Raw genomic sequence first — 22,160 nt, forward strand, 5'->3', positions numbered from 1 at the left:
AGGCGCATGGCGCCGCCGAGCAACCGGCGCACCGGCTTTTCCAAACGGGCGCAGTATACAAATTTCTTCGGCTACATCGCCGCTATCGCCGGCGCGCTGCTGGGCGGCGCGCTGCTGATCGTGTCTTTCGTCGACCCCAACGCCTTTTCCGGCCTGCGCGGTCTGGCCTCTGACGGAGCGCGCCCGATGGCCACGGCCACGGCCACCGTTCGCTCGGAAAGCAGCGGATTTTTCGATACAATCGGCGGCTATTTCACGCGCGGCAGCCGGGTCGCCCGGCTAGAGCGTGAGGCCGAGATCAACCGCGTTCGTCTCGCCGAAGCTGCTGCCCTCGCCAACGAGAACCGCCGGCTGAAGGCGTTGATGCACATGCCGGTCGAAGGCGTGGTCCCGGTCGCCAAGGCGCAACTTATTGCCTCCACCGGCTCCAGCCTGCGCCGGTTTGCCACGCTGTCCGCCGGATCAAGCGCCGGCGTGGCGACGGGAATGCCGGTGCGATCGCCACTTGGCCTTGTCGGACGCGTGCTCGAAGTGTCGCGCGGCACCTCACGCGTGCTGCTGATTACCGACAGCGAGAGCGTGGTTCCGGTGCGGCGCTCTACCGATGGCATCGTCGCTACGGCGCGCGGGGTTGGCGATGGCACGATGCAGCTCGAGCTGGTCAGCCTTGGCATCAATCCGCTGAAACCGGGCGACATCTTTGTGACCTCGGGTTCCGGCGGGCTTTACCGGCCGGGAATTGCCGTGGCCGTGGTCATGGCCGTAACCCGCGACGGGGCCACCGCCCGCGTGCTGAGCGATCCCGCGTCGAGCGAATTCGTGGTTGTCGAGCCGGTCTACATTGCCGCGCTGGGAATGCCTGACGCATCGGTAAGCGCTGCCCCGCCGCCAGCTCCGGCGAAGAAGTAATGGCCAGTCGTCCGCCGCTTTTTCCGCAGCGCCGGTACCGCAAGGAAATCAACCGCTCGCATTCACCGGTGCTGGCGAATGTCATGCCGTGGCTGTCGATCATGCTGGCCTCGGTCGTGCCGCAGTGGCTGTCGATCTTCTCCGCGCCGGTGCTGCCGCCGTTCGGCTACCTGATGCTCGTCGCCTGGCGGCAAGTGCGCCCCGGTGTGCTGCCGGTCTGGGCTGGCCTGCCGCTCGGCCTGTTCGACGATCTCTATTCGGGATTGCCGCTGGGTAGTGGCATCCTGCTGTGGTCGTTGACGCTGATCGCGATGGAATTGCTTGAGGCGACCTATCCCTGGCGCGGCGTGCTGGTCGACTGGCTGGTCGGGTCTGTGCTTGCGACCGGCTATATCCTGCTGACCTGCCTGATCGGCGGACACGGCGCACCGGCCATTGCTGTTACTCCGGTGCTGTTCCAGATTCTCGCCTCGATATTACTGTTTCCGCTGGTCGGCCGCTTCGCCGCCTGGTGCGACCGGCTCCGGCTCATCCGCTTTCGGAGCATCCGGTGATGTGGAAGCGATTCAGGGATCGCTTCAGCCAGCGAACCCAGAAGCACATCACGAGCGGCCAGTTGGCCAACTCGTTCGACCGGCGCGCAATCGTCATCGGCGGCTTGCAGGCCGGCGTGGGCGTGCTGCTCGCCACGCGGATGACGTGGATCGCCGTAGCTGAGAACGAGCATTTCAAGACGCTGTCCGAAAGCAACCGAGTCAACCTCAGCCTGATACCGCCGAGACGCGGCCTGATCCTTGATCGCAACAACCAGACTATCGCGGCGAACCAGCAGTACTACCGTGTCGATCTTATTCCTGAACGCGTGCCCAATCTTCAGGAGACGCTGGGCCAGTTGGGCCAGATCCTCAGCCTGACGCCCGAAAAGCTGCAGGACCTGAAGGACAAGATCGAGGAATCGCAGGGCTTCCAGCCGGTCGAGATCAGCGCCCGGCTCGAACGTTCGCAGTTCGATGCGATCAACGTCCGTTTGCCCGAATTGCCCGGCGTTCTGCCGCAGCGCGGCTTTACCCGGCTCTATCCGACCGGGCCTTCAGTGGCGCATCTGGTCGGCTATGTCGGGCCGGCAACCGCAGACGAATACAAGAAAGACCGCGATCCCCTGCTGATCACGCCGGGCTACAAGGTCGGCAAGGACGGTCTGGAAAAGCAGTTCGAGCAGACCCTGCGCGGGGTTCCGGGCGCGCGGCGCACCGAAGTTACAGCCAATGGCCGCGTCGTGCGCGACTTGGAAATGCGCGACGATGTGCAGGGCAACCCGATCAAGCTGACGATCGATGGCGCGCTTCAGGACTTCGCCGCGCGGCGCATCGGCCTCGAATCGGCGGCGGTCGTGGTGATCGATTGCGACACGGGGGGTATCCTCGCGCTCTGCTCGATGCCCGCCTTCGATCCGAACAGCTTCATTGGCGGGATCGGCCGCGTTGAGTGGAAAATGCTCAACGACGATGATCACATCCCCTTGCTCAACAAGGCGCTGCGCGGGCTCTATCCGCCGGGATCGACGATGAAGCCAATGGCGACGCTGGCGCTGCAATTGCACGGGGTCGATCCGGAAGAGCGCGTTAGCTGCCCCGGTGGCTACCGTCTCGGCAACCGCTTTTTCCGCTGTGATGCCGTTCACGGTTCCGTGAACATGCGCGAATCGATCGAGCACAGCTGCAACACCTATTTCTGGTCGATGGCGCACCGGGTTGGCTATGATGCCATTGCGCCTGTCGCCAAGATGCTTGGTCTCGGGCAGGAATTCGATCTGCCGATTTCCTCGCAGCGTTATGGCACGATCCCGGACGCGGCGTGGAAGATGCGGCGTTACAAGCAGGAATGGAGCGCGGCGGATTCGCTCAATGCATCGATTGGCCAGGGCTATGTCTCGGTTTCGCCGCTCCAACTGGCGGTGATGACGTCGCGCATTGCCAGCGGCAAGAACCTCCAGCCGTCGCTGATCCATGGCCACCCCAAGCCGTTCGGGCCTGCCTTCCCCTTCACGCCCGAACAGCTCGCCGTGGCGCATGACGGCATGTTCCGCGTGGTCAACGGATCGGGCACCGGGGTGGGAAGCAAACTGCCCTTCGACAATATCCAGATGGCCGGCAAGACCGGCACAGCGCAGGTGCGGGCCATGGTCGCGCGCGGGCACGTGGGTGACTGGAAGTCGCGCGATCACTCGCTGTTCATCGCCTATGCGCCGACGGACCGGCCGAAATATGCAATCTCGGTCGTGGTCGAACACGGCACCTTTGGTGCGCGCGCCGCCGCGCCGATTGCCAAGGACGTGTTCACTTATCTGTTCGATCCGGCCAAGGCATGGGCGATCCTTCTCGAAATGGAAAAGGGCTGGGGCGGCACGCCATCGGAACGCATGTCGGCAAAGTACCGCGCCTATACCGCCGCTTACGGGACTTCCGCGGCCAAGGTCGGCGGTGACAAAGCGGTCGAGGAAGCCAAGGACAAGGCCGAGAAGGCCGCAACCCCGCCGGACAAGATCGTCAACGATGTGATCGTGCCGCGCAGTGAGGTTGACGAGACCAAGGGCACGCCGGTCCCGGCTACGGTGCCCTCGCCCTCACCGGCTGCAGCCCCGCAAGCGGAGGCGCCGCAATGATGTGGCGCAACGCCATTCCCGAACCGATCGCCCGCCAGCCATGGCGCGTGCTGATCCCGCTGTTCGCGCTCGTCCTATTCGGAGCCTCGGTGCTCTATACGGCGGCGGGCGGCTCAATGGCGCCCTGGGCATCGAGCCATCTGATCCGCTTCGGGGTGTTTCTGGTGATGGCGCTGGTGATCGCGGCCATTCCCAAGGACCTGTTCAAGTTCGGAGCCTATCCGATCTACGGTGCCGTTGTCGTCCTCCTGATCCTCGTCGAACTGATCGGAGGGATCGGTGGTGGTAGCCAGCGCTGGCTCAACCTTGGTTTCATGACGTTGCAGCCCTCGGAACTGATGAAGCCGGTGATCGTGCTGGTCATGGCGCGCTTTTATTCGGACTTGCCGCCTTCAATGACCGCTGAATTCAAGGCGCTGGTCCCCGCGCTCGGCCTGCTGGCAATCCCGGCGCTGCTGGTCATGTTGCAGCCCGACCTTGGCACCGGCCTCGCCATCAGCTTTGGTGCAATCGTCGTGATCTTCCTTGCCGGGCCGCCGATGCGCTGGTTCGTGGCCGGGGGCGCCGCCGCGCTTGTTGCCGCGCCCATCGCCTTTTTCTTCCTGCTGCACGATTACCAGCGCAAGCGCGTGTTCGTGTTCCTCGATCCCGAGGCTGATCCCAGCGGCACCGGCTATCACATTCTACAGTCAAAGATCGCCATTGGTTCGGGCGGCCTGACCGGCAAGGGTTTCGGCAACGGTTCACAATCCATGCTCGGCTACCTGCCCGAGGCGCATACCGACTTCGTCTTCGCCACGATGGCGGAGCAGTGGGGCCTGCTGGGCGGGTTGTTTGTAATCGGCACCTTCATCCACATCCTGCGCTGGGGAATGCGCGTGGCAGACCGGGCGCCGGACCGGTTCTCGCAGCTTCTTGCGGCGGGCATGACCTGCACGGTGTTCTTCTACATGGCGATCAACCTGATGATGGTCATGGGCCTCGCTCCGGTGGTTGGCATCCCCCTGCCCTTCGTCAGCCATGGCGGTTCTTCGATGATGACGAACATGATCTGTCTGGGCACGATCATGGCAGTCGACCGCTGGACCCGCAGCCGCGGGCGGTGGGCAGACTAAGCCGCGAATTCAGGCTGGCCTGTCGGCTCGGAAAATTAGATCGAAAAAACCCCTTCCATCGCTCGAATCAAGCGCTATAGGGGGCGCTCCCGAGATTCGGGACCCCGCGGAACTTACCGCCCGTGTGGACGCATAGCTCAGTTGGTAGAGCAGCTGACTCTTAATCAGCGGGTCCTTGGTTCGAGCCCAAGTGCGTCCACCACCCCCCTTCTCCATTCCGCTCTTCGCTCCCGCGCTGAAAGCAAAACTTCGTTGCGTGCCGCCGTGCTGCACTGCACAAAGCGGCAATGCGGATAGCCATCGTCGATGAAAGCGCAACGCGTGCTGCGGTGATCCGCGAGGGCCTTGCCGCGTTCGACGATTGTGAAACTTTCGTGGTCACGGAAAGGCGCGGACTTGTTGCCCGCATTGGCGAGATTGCGCCAGACATCGTGCTGATGGACCTCGGCAATCCTTCACGCGACGTGCTGGAAGAATACTTCGCCGTCAGCCGCGCGCTGGATCGGCCGATCGCCATGTTCGTTGATGAGAGCGACGAGGAATCGATCGCCGCATCGATTGATGCCGGCGTCTCCTCCTATGTTGTCGATGGACTGGCACCGCACCGCATCCGCCCGATTCTCGATCTTGCCGTGCGCCGCTTCAACGCCTTCGCCCGCCTGCAGTCGGACCTGGCCGAAGCCAAGGGCAAGCTGGCCGAACGCGAGACGATCGACCGCGCAAAGCGGATCCTGATGGACACCCGCGGCTGCGGGGAGCCTCAGGCCTATACCGAACTGCGCAAGGCGGCGATGGATCAGGGGCGACGAATTATCGACATTGCCGAGGCTGTTGTCACCGCACACAGCTTGCTGGGAGGAAAATGATGGCCCGCGAATTCTCCATCGGCTTCCTTCCGCTGGTCGATGCGGCGCTGCCGATCCTGGCGCAGGAACACGGCTTTGCCGAGGCCGAAGGTCTGACCATTCGCATGGTCCGCGATACCAGCTGGGCGACAGTGCTTGACCGGCTGCTTTATGGCCACAGCGACGCCGCGCACATGGTCGCGCCGCTCGCCATTGCGACGACTCTGGGCCGGGGCCGGCCGGCAGTGCCGCTGTCCGCTCCGTTCGTGCTGGGGCTGAACGGCAATGCCGTGACCTTCACAACCGCGATTGCCGACAGGATTTCACCCGGTGCCGGCCTTGGCGATCCCGCAGAGGTGGGGCGCAAGCTTGCCGAACTCGCGGCAGAGCGCGTGGCCGCTGGCCATCCGCTGCGCTTCGGCGTGGTGCACCGCTATTCGAGCCACAACTACATGCTGCGCTACTGGCTAGCTGCCTGCGGGATTCGCCCGGATCGCGATGTCGAGATTGCCACCGTGCCGCCGCCGTTCTGCGCTGACGCGCTCGAGGCTGGGGAGGTCGATGCGATCTGCGTGGGTGAGCCGTGGAACAGCGTGGCAGTGGAACGCGGCGTCGGGCGCATCGTGCTCGCGACCGCGCAGATCTGGCGGCGCGGTCCGGAAAAGGTGCTCGCCCTGCGCGAACCGGTGCTGGCCGATCGCCGCGAGGAGGTCGAGGCCCTGATCCGCGCGCTGATCGCGGCAGGCCGGCACTTCATCGATCCGGAGAACTGGGAGGCCAATGCCGCGATTCTTGCCCGGCCAGCCTATCTCGATGGCTCTGCCGAACTGATCCAGCGCGCCATTGCCGATCGCCTGCTGCTCGCCAAGGGCACCGAGCCGGTGCACTATCCCGACTTCATGTTTCAGTACCGCGAGGCTGCGAATTTTCCCTGGGTCAGTCAGGCCCAGTGGCTCTACACCCAGATGGTGCGTTGGGAAGGCACGCCGTTCGACGCTGGTGAGGCTGCCCGCGCAGCCCGGGTATTCCGCCCTGACGTATACCGCAGCGCCCTGCTCGGCACGCAGGAGCCGCTGCCGGGGGCAAGTTCGAAGGTTGAAGGCAGTGTTGAAACCCAGCTCGCGGTCGGCACGCAGCAGGGCAAAATGACACTGGAAAGCAATGCTTTCTTCGATGGCGGCGTGTTCGATCCATCGTCGCTTGAGGCTTACCTTTCGCACCTGCCGTAAATTTTCTGCTGCAGCGCAATAAATTTCGCTTGCGTCCGATCGGCCGAATCGCTTACCCAAAGGGCACAGGAGTGGAGTGACCCAAAGCCGGGTCGCACTCATCCGCCCTGTATCATTCACATGCGTGGCAACGGTGCCGCCCGATTTGGCCTCCCTTCAGGAGACCAGTTCGAGGCGGCTTTTTGTTGTTTGCGCTTCTGTCACGGGGAATGGCGCGATGAATACGGTTCACAGGTTCGGGTTCGATCGGCGGGGAATGTTCGCGGCGCTGCTCGCCAGTGCGGCGCTGGCCGGATGCGGCGGCGGCGGTTCAAGCGCTCCGGTTGACACCAGCGACGTCGCCAAGGTCGCCGCTGAAAAGGGGATCGAGAAGTCGAACCTCAAGCTCGGCTTCATCAAGCTGACCGACATTGCCCCGCTGGTCGTCGCCAAGGAAAAGGGCTTCTTTGCCGAAGAAGGTCTCAACGTAACACTTGAACCGCAGGCCAACTGGAAGGTGCTTCTAGACGGCGTGACCGGCAGCCAGCTCGACGGCGCGCACATGCTTGCGGGACAAGTGCTGGCGTCCGCCGCCGGCATCGGTGCCAAGCAGAAGTTGATCACTCCTTTCAGCCTCGACATCAATGGCAAGGCCGTGACGATCTCCAACGAGGTCTATGGCCTGATCGCCCCCACCCTGCCCAAGGGTGCCGATGGCAAGGTAGCGCATCCGGTTTCCGCCGCCGCACTCAAGCCCGTCGTCGCCAAGTTCAAGGGGGACGGCAAGCCATTCAAGATGGGCATGGTTTTCCCGGTATCGACGCACAATTACGTGCTGCGCTACTGGCTTGCCGCTGGCGGCCTGAACCCCGGCTATTACCTGCCTGGCGACACCGCTGGCACCACAGGCGCGGAGGTCCAGCTTTCGGTAACCCCGCCGCCGCAGATGCCAGCAACGCTCGAAGCCGGCACGATCAACGGCTTCTCGGTCGGCGAACCGTGGAACCAGGCTGCGGTCGCCAAGAAGATCGGCGTGCCGATCATCGTCGATCCCGATATCGCCGGCACCACGGGTGACAAGGTATTCGGCCTGACCGAGGAATTCACGACCAAAAACCCCAAGACCACACAGGCCCTCGTCCGCGCGCTGATCAAGGCTTCAATGTGGCTCGATGCCGAGGGCGGCAAAAACCGGCCTGAAGCGGTCAAGTTGCTCGCCTCGCCGAAATATGTCGGGGCTGACGAAAAGGTGCTGATGGCATCGATGACCGGCAAGTTCACCTTCGGTGATGGTGACACCCGCGATACGCCGGAATTCAACCTCTTCTTCGACCAGCAGGCCAGTTATCCGTTCTGGTCCGACGGCATCTGGTTCCTCACCCAGATGCGCCGCTGGGGCCAGATCGCCGAGGCCAAGCCTGACCAGTGGTATCTCGATACGGTCAAGGCCGCATACCGCACCGATCTATACGATGCCGCTGCCGCCAGCCTTGTCGCCGAAGGCAAGATCCCGGCCGATACCTTCCCCAAGACCGACGGTTACCGCACCTACACCCGCAAGGCGATTGACGGTGTGACCTTCGATCCGCGCAAGCCTGCTGCCTATGCCGCCGGTTTCGCCATCGGGCTCAAGGATGGCCAGAAGGTCAGCGCCGCCGGCGTCAAGTAACGCGCAGCATCCGAAGACAGGGAATGATAGACATGAATGCCGCCCCGCTCAGGAAAGAAGAATTTGCCATGACCGACGAAGTGGACCCGCCGGTCGAGGCAAAGTCGTCAGCCACCACGGCCGCCGAAACAAAGCTTCCTACCCGGGCGGGCGCGCTGCTCGCCAAACTGCCCCCGGCCCGCGACATTTATGATGCCGCATGGCCGCCGGTTGCGGGCGTCTTGATCTTCCTCGCACTCTGGGCTGTGCTGGCGCCGACGGTGAAGACTTCGCTGGGTGCGCTGCCCGGCCCCGGCGATGTCTGGACGGCCTTCATCGGCCTGATGGGCGAAGCCTCTGCGATCCGTGCCGATGCCGCAGTGGCTGAGGCCGCGGGATCGAGCTACACCGGCCCACCCAGCTTCATCGACCAGATCTTCACCTCTCTCGAAACCGTCGCGTTGGGCTTTATCCTCGCTTCTCTGGTCGCCGTGCCGCTGGGACTGGTTGCCGGCATGTCGAAGACGGTCAATGCCGCGATCAACCCGATCGTGCAGATCATGCGCCCGGTCAGCCCGCTGGCCTGGCTGCCGATCGTCACCATGGTGGTTTCCGCTTCGATGGCGGGCGGCGATGAAAGCCTGATGCCCAAGAGCTTCGTCATCTCGGCAGTGGTGGTCATGCTCTGCTCGCTGTGGCCGACGCTGATCAACACAGCGGTAGGCACCGCCAGCATCGACAAGGACCTGATCAATGTCGGCCGCGTGCTCAAGCTCGGTTGGGCAGCACGGCTGACCAAGCTGGTCCTGCCCAGCTCGCTGCCTTACATCTTCACCGGCATGCGCCTGTCGCTCGGCACCGGCTGGATGGTGCTGATCGCCGCGGAAATGCTCGCCCAGAACCCCGGCCTCGGCAAATTCGTCTGGGACGAGTTCCAGAACGGCAACGTAAAGTCGCTTGCCCGCATCATGGTCGCCGTGGTCGTCATCGGCCTGATCGGCTTTGCCCTCGACCGCGTGATGATGGCGCTCCAGTCCTTCGTCAGCCGAAACCGGACGTTCTGATCATGACCCAGACTCCCATCCTGTCCCTGAAGGGCCTCACCAAACGCTACCACTCGAAGAGCGGCACGAGCGAAGTGCTCGGCGGTATCGATCTCGATGTCCGCGAAGGCGAATTCATCGCCGTGCTGGGTTTCTCTGGCGCCGGAAAGACCACGCTGGTCTCCGCTATCGCCGGATTGCTCGAAGCCGATGAAGGCGAGATTCTGCTGCGCGGCGAACCGATCGACGGCCCGGGCAAGGATCGCGGGCTTGTGTTCCAATCCTACTCGCTGTTCCCCTGGCTCACGGTCGAACAGAACGTCGCGCTGGCTGTGGACGCCGTCCACAAGGACCGCTCTGCTGCCGACCGCGCGGCGCTGGTCAAGCAGAAGGTCGAACTGGTCGGCCTTGGCCACGCCATGGACCGCAAGCCGGCGCAGCTTTCCGGCGGTATGCGCCAGCGTGTGGCGGTCGCCCGCGCGCTCGCCATGGAACCGGAAATCCTGCTGATGGACGAGCCGCTCTCGGCGCTCGACGCCCTCACCCGGGCAAAGCTGCAGGACGAGATCGAGCGCATCCGCAAGGAAGAGAAGCGCACGATCATCCTCGTCACCAACGACGTCGACGAGGCGCTGCTGCTGGCCGACCGCGTTGCCGTGCTGACCCCAGCTCCATCGGCCCGCATCGGCCAGATCTTCGACGTGACGATCCCCCGCCCGCGCGACCGCGAGGCGATGAACGATGACGTTGCCTTCCAGGCGTTGCGCCTTCAGATCGTCAACTATCTTGGCTCTCTGGTGGCCGACAAGCAGGCGCAGGGCAGCGACTCCGGCAATCTTCCCAGCGTAACCCCGCTTGATCTGGCGCCGCTGCCCAAGGCCTATCTTGAGGCCGCCAAGGGCCGCAATGCCCGGCGCTATCTGGAATTCTACAACCTTCACAAGGTCTATCCGACCCCCAAGGGGCCGCTGACCGTGGTCGAGAATTTCAACCTGCTGATGGACAAGGGCGAGTTCATTTCGCTGATCGGCCACTCGGGCTGCGGCAAGTCGACCGTGCTGACCATGGCGGCGGGACTCAACCCGATCAGCAAGGGTGCGATCATTCTCGATAACCGCGAAGTCGACATTGCTGGACCTGACAAGGCCGTGGTGTTCCAGGCGCCGAGCCTGATGCCATGGCTGACCGCGCGGCAGAACGTCGCTCTGGGGGTGGAGCGGGTTTATCCGCACGCCGCCAAGGCTGAGCGCCGTGAAATCGTTGACTATTATCTCGAACGTGTTGGCCTCGCCGATGCCAAGGACAAGCTGGCAGCGGAAATGTCGAACGGCATGCGCCAACGTGTCGGAATCGCCCGCGCCTTTGCCCTCAGCCCGCGCCTGCTGCTGCTCGACGAGCCTTTCGGTATGCTCGACAGCCTGACCCGCTGGGACTTGCAGGACGTGCTGGTTGAGGTGTGGAACCGCACCAAGGTGACCGCGGTCATGGTTACTCACGATGTCGATGAGGCAATCTTGCTGGCCGACCGCGTCGTGATGATGACCAACGGTCCGAATGCGACGATCGGCAAGATCCTCAAGGTTGACCTGCCGCGCCCGCGTGACCGCAAGGCGCTGCTCAAGGACACGCAGTTCTATGCTTACCGGCAGGAGGTTCTGCACTTCCTCGCCGAATACGATCACGGACCGCACGAAAAGGCGGCCTGACGCAATCCCGGGGGGGATGCCTGAGAGCGCCAAGGTTCTCAGGAGGGAAATTCGATGAAGAAACTGCTGTTGACGGCGACCGCACTCGCGGCGTCGATCGCCCTTGCACACCCTGCGCTCGCGGCTCCGGGTGATCCGGTGAAGTTGGGCGGCGGGCTGTCGCTCGATCCGATCGTCGATATGCGCCTGCGCTATGAGGCGGTCGACCAGCCCGCGACTGACGCCGATGCCGTGACCCTGCGGGTGCGCGCCGGGGCCGAGCTCAAGCACAAGTCGGGCCTGTCGCTGCTGGCCGAGGCCGAGGGCACGATTGGCGTCCTGAACGACTACAATGCCTTCCCGTTCGCCATCGTTGACAGCCAGCGCCGTCCCGCCTTCTCGGTCGTCGCTGATCCGATGAATGTCGAGCTCAACCGCCTGCAATTGCAGTACAAGTCGAAGCCCTTCACCGCCACCGTGGGCCGCCAACGCATCAACCTGGATGACCAGCGCTTTGTCGGCTCTGTCGGCTGGCGCCAGAACGAGCAGACCTTTGATGCCGTCCGCGCCGAAGCCGCGCTTGGCCCGGTGTCACTCGATGCGACCTATGCGATCAGCCAGCGCACGATCTTCGGCGTCGATGCCGGACCGCGCACAGAATTTGAAGGCGACTTCGTGTTCCTCGGCGCTGCCGCAAAGGTTGGTCCAGTGCAGGTCAAGGCGTTCAGCTACCTGCTCGACTTCGATGCCAAAGAGCAGGCCGGCGCCCTCGCCACGACGAATGCCGATACGCAAACCTGGGGCGCACGCGCCACGGGAGCATTCAAGTTGGCGCCGAAGACGACGCTCAACCTTGCTGCCAGCTATGCCCGGCAGTCCGATTATCAGGACAATCCGGCGAGCTACGACGTCGATTACATTGCCGCCGAGGCAGGCCTAGCCTTTGGTTCGTTTGGCGTGATGGCCGGCTATGAAAAGCTGGGATCGAACGGCACGCGTGCAGTCCAGACCCCAATGGCGACGATGCACAAGTTCAACGGCTGGGCCGACCTGTTCCTGACCACGCCGGCGGCGGGGATCGAGGACTGGTATGGCGGCGTGTCTTACAAGTTCGCGCAGGTTAAGGCACTGCCGGGGCTGAACGCTGCGGTGACTTACCACCGCTACAACAGCGATTTCGGTTCGGTCCATTACGGCGATGAATGGAACGCCAGCCTGGGCTTCAAACTCAAGCGCGTGAGCATTCTGGCGAAGTACGCAGACTACGATGCAGCCGGATTTGGCGTTGATACCAGGAAGTTCTGGCTGCAACTGGAAATGTCCTACTGATGGGAGAGGGAGCCGCGCGGGATCTGCGCGGCTCCCATTTTTGCTGCACTGCAAAATAACGCTTGCCAGCAGGGGCAGGTTTCCCATAATCTGCACCTGACTCGGAGATTACGCCGCCCAAGGAAGGGTGGATGAACGGCTTCGGACAGACAATCTAACCACGCGTGGCAACGCAGCCGCCCGTACCGCTCCATTGGACCGGTTCGAGGCGGCTTTTTTGCGTGCGCGTTTGAAGGAGACCAAGGTGAACGCGCCTGTGACATTCGACACGAAGAGCCTGAACGGCGGTTTGGCCGAGCGGCTTGTCGTCATCGGCAACGGCATGGCCGGCTGCCGCGCGGTAGAGGAAATCCTCGCCCGCGATCCGGCCCGCTATTCGGTCACCATCTTCGGGGCCGAACCGCGCGTGAACTACAACCGCATCATGCTCTCACCGGTGCTCGCTGGCGAAAAGGCCTTCGAAGACATCGTCATCAACGGGGACGACTGGTACGCCGACAACGGCATCACGCTCGTCTCCGGCGATCCAGTCGTCTCGATCGACCGGGCCAGCCAAGTCGTCATAGCCCAATCGGGTCGCACCGAGGCCTATGACCGCCTGCTGATCGCAACGGGTTCAGACCCGTTCATCATCCCGGTTCCGGGCAAGGATCTGGCCGGCGTGGTCACTTTCCGCGATCTCGATGACGTCGACCGGATGCTGGCTGCAGCCGAAAAGGGCGGATCGGCAGTGGTCATCGGCGGCGGCCTGCTCGGGCTGGAGGCGGCGCACGGCCTTTCCCTGCGCGGAATGAGCGTCAGCGTGATCCACCTGATGCCGACGCTGATGGAACGCCAACTCGACGAGGCCGCCGGCTTCCTGCTCAAGAGCGAGCTCGAACGGCGCGGCCAGACGATTGTCACCAGCGCTGATACGGCCGAAATCGTCGGCAAGGACGGCCACGTTTCGGCGGTGCGCCTCAAGGATGGCCGCGAATTTGCTGCCGACATCGTCGTCATGGCCGTGGGCATCCGTCCCGCCACTGCACTGGCCAAGGCTGCCGGAATCGATGTCGAACGCGGCATCATGGTCGACGACCACATGGTCACCTCCGACCCTGCGATCATGGCCGTTGGCGAATGTATCCAGCACCGCGGCGCCTGCTATGGCCTTGTCGCGCCGCTGTGGGACATGTGCCGCGCACTCGCCGATCATGCCACCGGATCACCCAGCGGCTACGAAGGCTCGGTCACGTCAACCAAGCTCAAGGTTTCGGGCATAGACCTGTTCTCCGCCGGGGATTTCTCGGGCGGAGACGGCGCCGAAGACATCGTCATGCGCGATGCCTCGCGCGGCGTTTACAAACGCGTTATCGTCAGGGACGACCGGCTGGTCGGCGCGGTGCTTTATGGCGATACCGCCGATGGCTCGTGGTACTTCGACCTGCTGAAAAAGGGCGAGGATGTCTCCGGCATCCGCGAAGCATTGATCTTCGGCCAGGCCTTCGCCGCCGGGGGCGCCCTCGCGGACCCTAATGCCGCCGTTGCAGCGCTCTCGGACGACGCAGAAATCTGCGGCTGCAACGGTGTGTCCAAGGGCAAGGTCGTGGGCTGCGTGCTAGGCGGGGCCCACAGCCTCGACGCGGTGCGGTCGGCCTGCAAGGCCAGCGCCAGTTGCGGTTCGTGCACCGGTCTCGTCGAAAGCCTGCTCAGCCTGACACTGGGCGGCGAGGTTGAGAGCGGCCCGAAAACGCTGTGCAAGTGCACCAAGTTCACCCATTCCGACGTGCGCCGCCTGCTGATCGAGAAGCAGATCAAGGCAATCCCGCAGGCGATGCAGGAACTGCACTGGACGACGCCCGATGGCTGCGCCTCGTGCCGGCCGGCGCTCAATTACTACCTGCTCTGCGCCTGGCCCGGCGAATATGTCGATGACCAGCAGAGCCGCTTCGTCAACGAACGGATGCACGCCAATATCCAGAAGGACGGAACCTATTCGGTCGTTCCCCGGATGTGGGGCGGGCTGACCAATCCCAAGGAACTGCGCGCAATTGCCGACGTGGTGGAGAAATTCAACGCGCCGATGGTCAAGGTCACCGGCGGCCAGCGGCTCGATATCTTCGGCATCAAGAAGGAAGACCTGCCTGCCGTCTGGGCCGATCTCAACGCCGCTGGCATGGTTTCAGGTCACGCCTATGGCAAATCACTGCGCACGGTAAAGACCTGTGTCGGCAGCGAATGGTGCCGGTTCGGTACGCAGGATTCGACCGGCCTCGGCGTCAAGCTGGAGCGGATGACCTGGGGTTCGTGGATGCCGCACAAGTTCAAGATCGCGGTCAGCGGTTGCCCGCGCAATTGCGCCGAAGCGACCATCAAGGACTTCGGCGTGGTCTGCGTTGACAGCGGCTATGAGCTGCACGTCGGCGGCAACGGCGGCATCAAGGTCCGGGTTACCGACCTACTTTCGAAGGTGGCGACCGAGGAGGAGGCGATGGAAGTCTGTGCCGCCTTCATCCAGCACTACCGCGAGGACGCCTGGTATCTTGAACGTACCGCCCCGTGGATCGAGCGCGTCGGACTGGAAGCGGTGAAGTCCGCGCTGTTCGACGATCCTGATGCCGTCGCGCGTCTCGCCGCGCGCTTCCGCCACTCGCAGCAATTCATGCAGGACGATCCATGGGCCGCGCGCGCTGCCGGTGACGAGTCCGAACTGCACCAGCACCTTGCCGAAGTGCGCCCCCTTATTCTGGAGACTGCGTCATGATCGGAGAATGGCTCGATATCGGCCCGGTCGGCCAGATTTCGCCCGGCAACGCGCGCACCCTCCCCGTCGTCGGCGGTGAGGAAATCGCGGTCTTCCACACGCTCGACAACCAGTTCTATGCGCTGGTGAACAAGTGCCCGCACAAGCAAGGCCCGCTCAGTCAAGGGATCGTCCACGGTTCGGTGGTCACCTGCCCGCTCCATTCGTGGAACATCTCGCTGAAGACCGGCGAAGCGCAGGGCGAGGACAAGGGCTGTGTGCCGACCATCCCGCTGAAGGTCGATGCCGGGCGCATCTACCTGCTTCGCGAAGCTGTCATCCGTCGCAGCGCGGCCTGATCGATGCGCGAGATCCGCACAACCTGCGCCTACTGCGGTGTCGGCTGCGGCATCCGCGCAACCGTTACCGGCGAGCGCAGCGTCACGATCAAGGGCGATACCGAGCATCCGGCCAACTTCGGGAAGCTGTGCTCGAAGGGAACGCATTTGGGCGAAACGGTCGGGCTCGAAGGTCGCCTGCTCACCCCGATGATTGGTGACAGGCAAGCAGGCTGGGATGAAGCGCTCGACCTTGCCGCCACCAAAATGCGCCAATGCATAGCCGAACACGGGCCGGATAGCGTGGCCTTCTATGTCTCGGGCCAGCTGCTGACCGAGGACTATTACGTCGCCAACAAGCTGATGAAGGGCTTCATCGGCAGCGGCAATATCGACACCAACAGCCGCCTGTGCATGGCCAGCGCGGTCGCTGCGCACAACCGCGCATTCGGCGAAGATGTCGTCCCCTGCACTTACGACGACCTAGACGAAGCGGACCTGATCCTGCTTGTCGGATCGAACACCGCCTGGTGCCACCCGGTGATCTGGCAGCGGATCGAGGCGGCACGCCAGAAGCGCGGTACCAAGCTTGTCGTTATCGATCCGCGCCGGACCGAAACGGCGGAACAGGCGGACCTGTATGTGGCCTTGGCGCCCGATGGCGATGTCGCGCTCTTCAGCGCTCTGCTTGCCGATATGCGCGACCGGGGTCTGCTAGACGCTGCGTTCCTTGATCAGAAGTGCGATACGCCCGCCGGCTATGTCGAAGGCCTGATCGCTTCGGCCCACGGCATTGACCCGGACACGTTCAAGGCGCTGTCCGATCTCGTCGCGGCGCATCCGCGCATGATCTCTCTGTTCAGCCAGGGTGCCAACCAGTCGCGCAGCGGCACCGACAAGGGCAACGCGATCATCAACCTGCATCTGGCAACTGGCCTGATCAGCGAGCCCGGCATGGGACCGTTCTCGATCACCGGCCAGCCCAACGCCATGGGCGGGCGCGAAGTGGGCGGGCTGGCCAACATGCTCGCCTGCCACCTCGGTTTTTCGGCAGAAGAACGCGCCGATGTCGCGCTGTTCTGGAATGCACCAAACATCTGTTCGGGACCGGGCCTGAAGGCGGTCGATATGTTCCGCGCGGTGCACGATGGCCGCATCAAGTTCCTGTGGGTCATGGCTACCAATCCCGCCGTTTCGATGCCCGACGCGGGTTTCGTACGCGAGGCGCTGGCGCGCTGCGAAACGGTGGTCGTGTCGGACGTGCTTGCCGACACCGACACCAGCCGCTTAGCCCACATCCGCTTGCCTGCGCTTGGCTGGAGCGAGAAGGACGGCACCGTAACCAATTCGGAACGCCGTATCAGCCGCCAACGCGCGCTTCTGGCCGCGCCGCGAGAGGCCCGCGCAGACTGGGCAATCCTGTGCGATTTCGCCGGGCGCATGGGCTGGGGCAAGGCCTTCGATTTTACCTCGGCAGCAGCAATCTTCAGCGAATATGCGCAGATGACGTCGCTGGCCGTGAAGCATGGTAAGGTCCTTGATCTCACGGACCTCGCTTTGCTGGATGATGCAGCATTCGATGCGCTAGACCCGGTTATCTGGGGTGGCCGCCATCCGCTCGCCAAGCGGTTCAGCCACACCGATGGAAAGGCGCGTATCGTCGCCGTATCGGCCCCCGCCGTCCCTGCGCTCGATCCTGCCTTCCCGCTGCGCCTCAATACCGGTCGTTACCGTGACCAGTGGCACACGATGACGCGCACCGGCCTTTCGCCGACGCTCTCGCAACATCGGCGTGAGGCATTGCTGGAAGTCCATCCGCGTGATGCCTTGCAGCACGGACTGGCGGACGGCGGGCTTGCTGAAGTCTCGACAGCATCAGGCAAGGCAATCTTTCGCGTGGCCGTTACCGACAGCCAGCGCCCCGGCGACCTCTTCGTTCCGATGCATTGGACCGACAGCTTTTCCGGTGAAGCGCGCGCCAACCGCTTGCCTTCGCAGGATACTGATCCGGTGTCCGGCCAGCCGGGCTTCAAGGATACGCCAGCCGCCGTCAACCCGGTGCGAACCCAGTGGCGCGCATTTCTGGCGAGCCGCGATGCGGTGGAGATCACCGGGATGCGGTGGTGGAGCCGATCACGCGTTCCGGGCGGTTGGCTATACGAACTCGCCGGCGACGCAGATTGCAGCCCCGATGCCTTGCTTCCCACAGGAGAGCGGCTTGAGGCTGCCGATATGACGCGCGGGATGCGGCGCTTCGTCATGCGCGGTGCCGATGGCTCGCTCGTTGCGGCATTGTTCCTGACGCGGTCAGGCGAGCTGCCAGCGCGCGATTGGGTTGCGGATCAGCTGGGGCAATCTTCAGCCGCCGCGCTTGAACTGCTTGCAGGTAGGCCCAGCGCGCCCGTTCCCGATCGTGGGCCAATTGTCTGCGTGTGCCACGGCATCGGTGCCAACACGATCCGCGAGGCCGCTTGCGCGGGTGCGGAGACGGTCGAAGCCATCGGCGCGGCTACCTGCGCCGGCACCAATTGCGGATCGTGCCGACCGGCGATCGCCCGGTTGTTGCAGGAATTCCGGCTCGAAACTGCGGAGGCAGCAGCATGACGCATGAAGATTTCCCCGCGGGCAAGGTGTGGCTGGTTGGCGCAGGCCCCGGCGATCCCGAACTGCTCACCCGCAAGGCCGAGCGGCTGATCCGCAGCGCGACGGTGGTGTTCCACGATGCCCTCGTCGGCCCCGGCGTTCTTGCGCTGATCCCGCCGGGGGTGCGCCGCGTCCATGTCGGCAAGCGGTCAGGCCGCCATTCAAAAGACCAGAAAACCATTGATCGCCTGATCGTCGAGGCAGCGCTGCAGGGTGACCGCGTGGTGCGGCTCAAGGGCGGTGACCCTTCCATCTTCGGTCGCTCAACCGAGGAACTGGACGCTTGCCACGCCAGCGGCATCGAAGTGGCGGTGTGCCCGGGTGTGACCGCAGCGAGCGCGGCAGCGGCGGGTCTCGGCATGTCGCTGACCCTGCGGGGTACTGCGCGCAAGCTGACTTTCGTCACCGCCCATGCGCGCGCTGGTGAAGCGCTTGACCTTGACTGGCAAGCCCTCGCCGATCCCGAAGCGACGCTGGCGATCTACATGGGCAAGGCCGCGGCGAGCGAACTCTCTGTCCGTCTGCGGGAAGCCGGATTGCCGGCATCGACGCCGGTCGCGCTGATCGAAAACGCCAGCTTGCCGAGTGAGCGCCACTTCTACACGCGGCTTGATCTACTCGGCCTTGCCGTGAAGACCTCGCTGGGGAACGGACCGGCGCTCGTGCTGGTGGGTAAGGCGCTCGCGCGGCGGACAGAGCCGACATCTGCCGAAGGTCACGCCAAGTCAGTGGATTGCGCAGGGTTCGCCTACTAGTCCGCAATCGAAAAGCGCCTTATGGCCGGGAAGTGACCCCGGCGACCGCTCCCCGCCCGACAACAGCCAGCGAGCGCCTGCACGGGCTCGATGCCCTGCGCGGCATTGCGGCGCTGGCGGTGGTTATCATGCACGCCCACGTGCTGATGCCGGAATTTCCCGACGTTTTTCCGCGCGGCTATCTGGCGGTCGATTTCTTCTTCATGCTGTCCGGCTACGTAATGGCGCGGACCTATGAACCGCGGCTGCGCGCCGGCATGTCCGGGCTCAGGTTCTTTGCCGCGCGCTACAAGCGGTTGTGGCCGACGATGGCACTGGGCGGCGTGCTGTTCTTGCCCTTCCTTGCCGAAGGGACGCGCGGGCAGGACCTCGTTCTGTGGCAAGTGGCTCTGGTGAATCTGCTGCTGCTGCCAAGCCCGTGGTCGGGGAACTATTTCGCGCTGAACGTGCCGGCATGGTCGATCTTTTTCGAACTGGTCGCCAACGCGGCGCACGCGCTGCTGTGGCGGGTGCGGACGGTATTTATCGCGATGCTGGCTGCGATCAGCTTTGCCTGGCTGGTCAGCGCCGCATTGGTACACGGACACCTCGACATCGGTTCGCGCAATGGCGATATGGGCGAAGGCCTTGCCCGCGTGGCGACGGCCTATGCGCTGGGCGTGGTCATCTGGCGGCTGTGGGGCGAGCGCAAGGTGCCATCCGTCGCCGGAATTTTCGCGCTGATCGCCATGCCGCTGTGGTTCGCAATCCCGGACCGTAGCGACGGATACAACTGGCTGCACGACGTGATTTTTGTCGGATTGCTCTGTGTGCCGATCCTCATCGGCGGTATCGCCTTGCGCGGAGGTCACAGGATCTCGGCGGCCTTGGGTGAGCTGTCATTCCCGCTCTATGCGATCCATTATCCGTTGCTCTACTGGTTCAGGGCTGCAGGTGCTCCGCCGGTCATAGCGATTGCGGGCTGCGTAGCCGGGGCGGCGATGGTCGTCATTTGCGCAGCGGTGTGGAAACGTCATAGGCGGCGGGCCTGATGCTCACCGGCGCGCCGCTGGGGATCGCCCTCGCACTCGTCTCGGCCGTCGCGACGGCCTTTGCCCATGCCTACCTCAAGGTCGGTGAGGACAAGCTGGCGGTTCAGGCCTGGATCCGCCTGATCGGTCTCACTGCCTTCCTGCCGTTGGCCGTCCATTTCGGCACGCCGCCGGCCGCACTGATGCCGTGGATCGTCGGTGCGGCGCTGGTCCATGCGACTTACCAGTGGGCGTTGATCCACTCCTACCGGCTGAGCGATTTCTCGATTGCCTATCCGCTGGCGCGCGGCACCGCGCCGCTGTTCACGCTGCTTTTCGGGGTGATCGTGCTGCGGGACCGGCCAGCAATGGAAGTCGTCGCCGGCGTGGCGATCCTCTGTGCGGGTATCCTCACTCTGGTGCGGCACGGATCGATCAGCCGGCGTGGGGCGCTGGTGGCGGCCGCAACGGGTCTGCTCACCACCGCCTATTCGATCATCGATGCCAAGGGCGTACGCGAGGCGGAGAGCGCCCTGCACTTCATCGCATGGTTCTACGTCGCCGATGGTTTCACCATGCCTGCCTTGCTGGCCATGCGTGACGGCGGGCGAATCCTGCCGGCCCTGCGCCGCGAGCCGGCCATCGGCACCAAGGCCGGCGTGCTCGCCCTCGTCTCATTCGTGCCCGCGCTGTTCGCATTTCGCCTTGCTCCGGTCGGCGCAGTAGCCGCGCTACGAGAGACGAGCGTGCTGATCGGACTTGTGCTTGGCGGCGCGATGCTCAAGGAAGCGCTCGACATGCGCCGCGCCATCGGGGCGCTGCTGATCCTTGCCGGTGGCGCCATGGTGGCGCTCTGGACGGCAAGCTAGGAGTTGTCATGGCCAAGTTTCTCATCGTCGAAGCCCGTTTCTATGATCACCTCAACGATATGCTGGTCGAAGGTGCGCGCGCCGCAATCAAGGCCGCCGGGCACAAGGCGGACGTCATCACCGTCCCCGGCGCGCTCGAAATTCCCGGTGCGATCGCGCTCGCCGACCAGTCGGGCGAATATGACGGTTATGTCGGCATCGGCGTGGTCATTCGCGGCGAGACCTATCACTTCGAAATCGTCGCCGGCGAAAGCGCACGCGGCATCATGGCGCTGACCATGGACGGCGTGGCGATCGGCAACGGCATCCTCACGGTAGAGAACGAAGCGCAGGCGCTGGTCCGCGCCGACCCCAAGCAAAAGAACAAGGGCGGAGAGGCCGCAGAGGCCGCCATGGCCCTGCTCGCCCTGCGCGAGAAGTTCGGTGCCTGAAGCACATCCCGGCCTTGGCGGGATTCCGCTGGTCCTCGGCGGCAATCCCTTTGGCTGGACGATCGATCGCGACGCCAGCTTTGCCGTGCTTGATGCTTTTTTCGAAGCGGGCGGCAGGTCCATCGACACTGCGGAGATCTACTCCGCATGGGTTCCGGGCAACAAGGGCGGTGAGAGCGAGACCATCATCGGTGAATGGATGGAACTGCGCGGCGTGCGCGGGGATATGCGGATCGCGACGAAGACCGGTCTTGGCGGCGCCCCGGGAGCTCTGGCTCCCGACCGGGTGGCAGCGGCTTGCGACGCTTCGCTGGAACGGCTGCGCAGTGATTACATCGACCTCTATTACGTCCACCGCGATGATCTGGTGACCTCACCTGACGACGTGGCGGGCGTTTACGCGGCGCTGGCGGCAGCCGGAAAGATCCGCGAGCTGGGTCTGTCGAACACCGAGCCTGACCGACTGGCCGCGTTCAACGCCGCCGCTGATGCAGCCGGAACGCCGTGCTTCACGGTGCTCCAACCGGGCTATAACCTCGTCTGGCGCAACGAGTATCCGGCTGATCTGGAACGACTAGCGGTCGAACAGGACATCGCGGTGCTGCCCTATTACGGCCTCGGTGCCGGCTTCCTCACCGGCAAATATGCGTCCGACGCTGACTTCACCGGAATGCGCGGAGAGAACGCCCGCCAGTTCGCCAGCGCGGCGGGATGGCAGGCCCTGCCTGTGCTTCGCGAGGTCGCCGCCGAGGCGCAGGCGACGATGGGGCAAGTCGCGCTCGCCTGGCTGGCAACCCGCCCCGGTGTATGGGCTCCGATCGCCAGCGCCACCAGTCCGGCTCAAGTAGCCGAGCTTTGCGTCTTCACGCAGGTTGAATCGACCGAAGAGCAGCTCTCGCGCCTCCATGCCGTCAGCATCGATAGCGTCGGTGTTTTGTCTGCCTGACC

18 protein-coding genes and 1 tRNA gene are annotated in these 22,160 nt (G+C 64.0%); all 19 read left to right on the forward strand.

Going from position 1 to position 22,160, the window contains the following annotated elements:
• Positions 1 to 6: 6 nt before the first annotated feature.
• Complete coding sequence (locus WG900_RS04185) at positions 7 to 909, forward strand: rod shape-determining protein MreC (protein WP_339964903.1); 903 nt, start codon at positions 7 to 9, stop codon at positions 907 to 909.
• Positions 909 to 1,463: a rod shape-determining protein MreD gene (locus tag WG900_RS04190; RefSeq protein ID WP_339964904.1), complete on the forward strand. Its 555-nt coding sequence runs from the start codon at positions 909 to 911 to the stop codon at positions 1,461 to 1,463. Before WG900_RS04185 ends, WG900_RS04190 begins: the two co-directional genes overlap by 1 nt.
• The gene (gene mrdA, locus WG900_RS04195; protein WP_339964906.1) at positions 1,463 to 3,571 is read left to right on the forward strand and encodes a penicillin-binding protein 2; all 2,109 of its coding nucleotides are present in this window, start codon (positions 1,463 to 1,465) and stop codon (positions 3,569 to 3,571) included. The genes WG900_RS04190 and mrdA overlap by 1 nt, the downstream gene beginning before the upstream one ends.
• Positions 3,571 to 4,686, forward strand: a complete 1,116-nt coding sequence (rodA, locus tag WG900_RS04200) for a rod shape-determining protein RodA (protein WP_339965320.1) — start codon at positions 3,571 to 3,573, stop codon at positions 4,684 to 4,686. Before mrdA ends, rodA begins: the two co-directional genes overlap by 1 nt.
• Before the next feature lie 126 nt (positions 4,687 to 4,812).
• Positions 4,813 to 4,888, forward strand: a tRNA-Lys gene (locus tag WG900_RS04205).
• 85 nt (positions 4,889 to 4,973) lie between these two features.
• Positions 4,974 to 5,552 (forward strand): ANTAR domain-containing response regulator, encoded by a 579-nt coding sequence (locus WG900_RS04210; RefSeq protein ID WP_339964907.1) that lies wholly within the window; start codon positions 4,974 to 4,976, stop codon positions 5,550 to 5,552.
• Complete coding sequence (locus WG900_RS04215) at positions 5,552 to 6,760, forward strand: CmpA/NrtA family ABC transporter substrate-binding protein (protein WP_339964908.1); 1,209 nt, start codon at positions 5,552 to 5,554, stop codon at positions 6,758 to 6,760. Before WG900_RS04210 ends, WG900_RS04215 begins: the two co-directional genes overlap by 1 nt.
• A gap of 217 nt (positions 6,761 to 6,977) precedes the next feature.
• The gene (locus tag WG900_RS04220; RefSeq protein WP_339964910.1) at positions 6,978 to 8,408 is read left to right on the forward strand and encodes a CmpA/NrtA family ABC transporter substrate-binding protein; all 1,431 of its coding nucleotides are present in this window, start codon (positions 6,978 to 6,980) and stop codon (positions 8,406 to 8,408) included.
• Between the two features lie 68 nt (positions 8,409 to 8,476).
• Positions 8,477 to 9,451, forward strand: coding sequence for an ABC transporter permease (locus WG900_RS04225; protein WP_339964911.1), 975 nt, complete (start codon positions 8,477 to 8,479; stop codon positions 9,449 to 9,451).
• A 2-nt stretch (positions 9,452 to 9,453) separates the two neighbouring features.
• Entirely contained in the window at positions 9,454 to 11,136 is a 1,683-nt protein-coding gene (locus WG900_RS04230; protein ID WP_339964913.1) for an ABC transporter ATP-binding protein, read from the forward strand.
• 54 nt (positions 11,137 to 11,190) lie between these two features.
• Complete coding sequence (locus tag WG900_RS04235; protein WP_339964914.1) at positions 11,191 to 12,444, forward strand: alginate export family protein; 1,254 nt, start codon at positions 11,191 to 11,193, stop codon at positions 12,442 to 12,444.
• A 244-nt stretch (positions 12,445 to 12,688) separates the two neighbouring features.
• The gene (gene nirB, locus WG900_RS04240; protein WP_339964915.1) at positions 12,689 to 15,187 is read left to right on the forward strand and encodes a nitrite reductase large subunit NirB; all 2,499 of its coding nucleotides are present in this window, start codon (positions 12,689 to 12,691) and stop codon (positions 15,185 to 15,187) included.
• Positions 15,184 to 15,525: a nitrite reductase small subunit NirD gene (gene nirD / locus WG900_RS04245; protein WP_339964917.1), complete on the forward strand. Its 342-nt coding sequence runs from the start codon at positions 15,184 to 15,186 to the stop codon at positions 15,523 to 15,525. Before nirB ends, nirD begins: the two co-directional genes overlap by 4 nt.
• Before the next feature lie 3 nt (positions 15,526 to 15,528).
• Entirely contained in the window at positions 15,529 to 18,108 is a 2,580-nt protein-coding gene (locus WG900_RS04250) for a nitrate reductase (protein ID WP_339964919.1), read from the forward strand.
• Complete coding sequence (cobA, locus tag WG900_RS04255; protein ID WP_339964921.1) at positions 18,105 to 18,902, forward strand: uroporphyrinogen-III C-methyltransferase; 798 nt, start codon at positions 18,105 to 18,107, stop codon at positions 18,900 to 18,902. The genes WG900_RS04250 and cobA overlap by 4 nt, the downstream gene beginning before the upstream one ends.
• Positions 18,903 to 18,934: 32 nt before the next feature.
• On the forward strand, positions 18,935 to 19,933 hold the full coding sequence (locus WG900_RS04260; RefSeq protein WP_339964923.1) for an acyltransferase family protein: 999 nt from the start codon (positions 18,935 to 18,937) through the stop codon (positions 19,931 to 19,933).
• Positions 19,933 to 20,781 carry a DMT family transporter gene (locus WG900_RS04265; protein ID WP_339964924.1) on the forward strand — a complete coding sequence of 283 codons (849 nt, stop codon included), beginning with the start codon at positions 19,933 to 19,935 and terminating at the stop codon, positions 20,779 to 20,781. Before WG900_RS04260 ends, WG900_RS04265 begins: the two co-directional genes overlap by 1 nt.
• Positions 20,782 to 20,789: 8 nt before the next feature.
• A complete protein-coding gene (gene ribH, locus WG900_RS04270; RefSeq protein ID WP_310532065.1) occupies positions 20,790 to 21,212 on the forward strand; it encodes a 6,7-dimethyl-8-ribityllumazine synthase in 423 nt (140 codons plus the stop codon).
• The gene (locus WG900_RS04275; protein ID WP_339964927.1) at positions 21,205 to 22,158 is read left to right on the forward strand and encodes an aldo/keto reductase; all 954 of its coding nucleotides are present in this window, start codon (positions 21,205 to 21,207) and stop codon (positions 22,156 to 22,158) included. Before ribH ends, WG900_RS04275 begins: the two co-directional genes overlap by 8 nt.
• The last annotated feature ends 2 nt before the right edge of the window (positions 22,159 to 22,160 follow it).

Origin of the sequence: Novosphingobium aquae, assembly GCF_037572715.1 — a bacterium.
GTDB classification, from domain to species: Bacteria; Pseudomonadota; Alphaproteobacteria; order Sphingomonadales; family Sphingomonadaceae; genus Novosphingobium; species Novosphingobium aquae.

What these genes read in the sequence shown, in the direction of transcription:
- WG900_RS04185 (WP_339964903.1), top strand. Translation starts at nt 7, where the DNA reads ATGGCGCCGCCGAGCAACCGGCGCACCGGCTTTTCCAAACGGGCGCAG.
- WG900_RS04190 (WP_339964904.1), top strand. Translation starts at nt 909, where the DNA reads ATGGCCAGTCGTCCGCCGCTTTTTCCGCAGCGCCGGTACCGCAAGGAA.
- mrdA (WP_339964906.1), top strand. Translation starts at nt 1,463, where the DNA reads ATGTGGAAGCGATTCAGGGATCGCTTCAGCCAGCGAACCCAGAAGCAC.
- rodA (WP_339965320.1), top strand. Translation starts at nt 3,571, where the DNA reads ATGTGGCGCAACGCCATTCCCGAACCGATCGCCCGCCAGCCATGGCGC.
- WG900_RS04210 (WP_339964907.1), top strand. Translation starts at nt 4,974, where the DNA reads ATGCGGATAGCCATCGTCGATGAAAGCGCAACGCGTGCTGCGGTGATC.
- WG900_RS04215 (WP_339964908.1), top strand. Translation starts at nt 5,552, where the DNA reads ATGGCCCGCGAATTCTCCATCGGCTTCCTTCCGCTGGTCGATGCGGCG.
- WG900_RS04220 (WP_339964910.1), top strand. Translation starts at nt 6,978, where the DNA reads ATGAATACGGTTCACAGGTTCGGGTTCGATCGGCGGGGAATGTTCGCG.
- WG900_RS04225 (WP_339964911.1), top strand. Translation starts at nt 8,477, where the DNA reads ATGACCGACGAAGTGGACCCGCCGGTCGAGGCAAAGTCGTCAGCCACC.
- WG900_RS04230 (WP_339964913.1), top strand. Translation starts at nt 9,454, where the DNA reads ATGACCCAGACTCCCATCCTGTCCCTGAAGGGCCTCACCAAACGCTAC.
- WG900_RS04235 (WP_339964914.1), top strand. Translation starts at nt 11,191, where the DNA reads ATGAAGAAACTGCTGTTGACGGCGACCGCACTCGCGGCGTCGATCGCC.
- nirD (WP_339964917.1), top strand. Translation starts at nt 15,184, where the DNA reads ATGATCGGAGAATGGCTCGATATCGGCCCGGTCGGCCAGATTTCGCCC.
- WG900_RS04250 (WP_339964919.1), top strand. Translation starts at nt 15,529, where the DNA reads ATGCGCGAGATCCGCACAACCTGCGCCTACTGCGGTGTCGGCTGCGGC.
- cobA (WP_339964921.1), top strand. Translation starts at nt 18,105, where the DNA reads ATGACGCATGAAGATTTCCCCGCGGGCAAGGTGTGGCTGGTTGGCGCA.
- WG900_RS04265 (WP_339964924.1), top strand. Translation starts at nt 19,933, where the DNA reads ATGCTCACCGGCGCGCCGCTGGGGATCGCCCTCGCACTCGTCTCGGCC.
- ribH (WP_310532065.1), top strand. Translation starts at nt 20,790, where the DNA reads ATGGCCAAGTTTCTCATCGTCGAAGCCCGTTTCTATGATCACCTCAAC.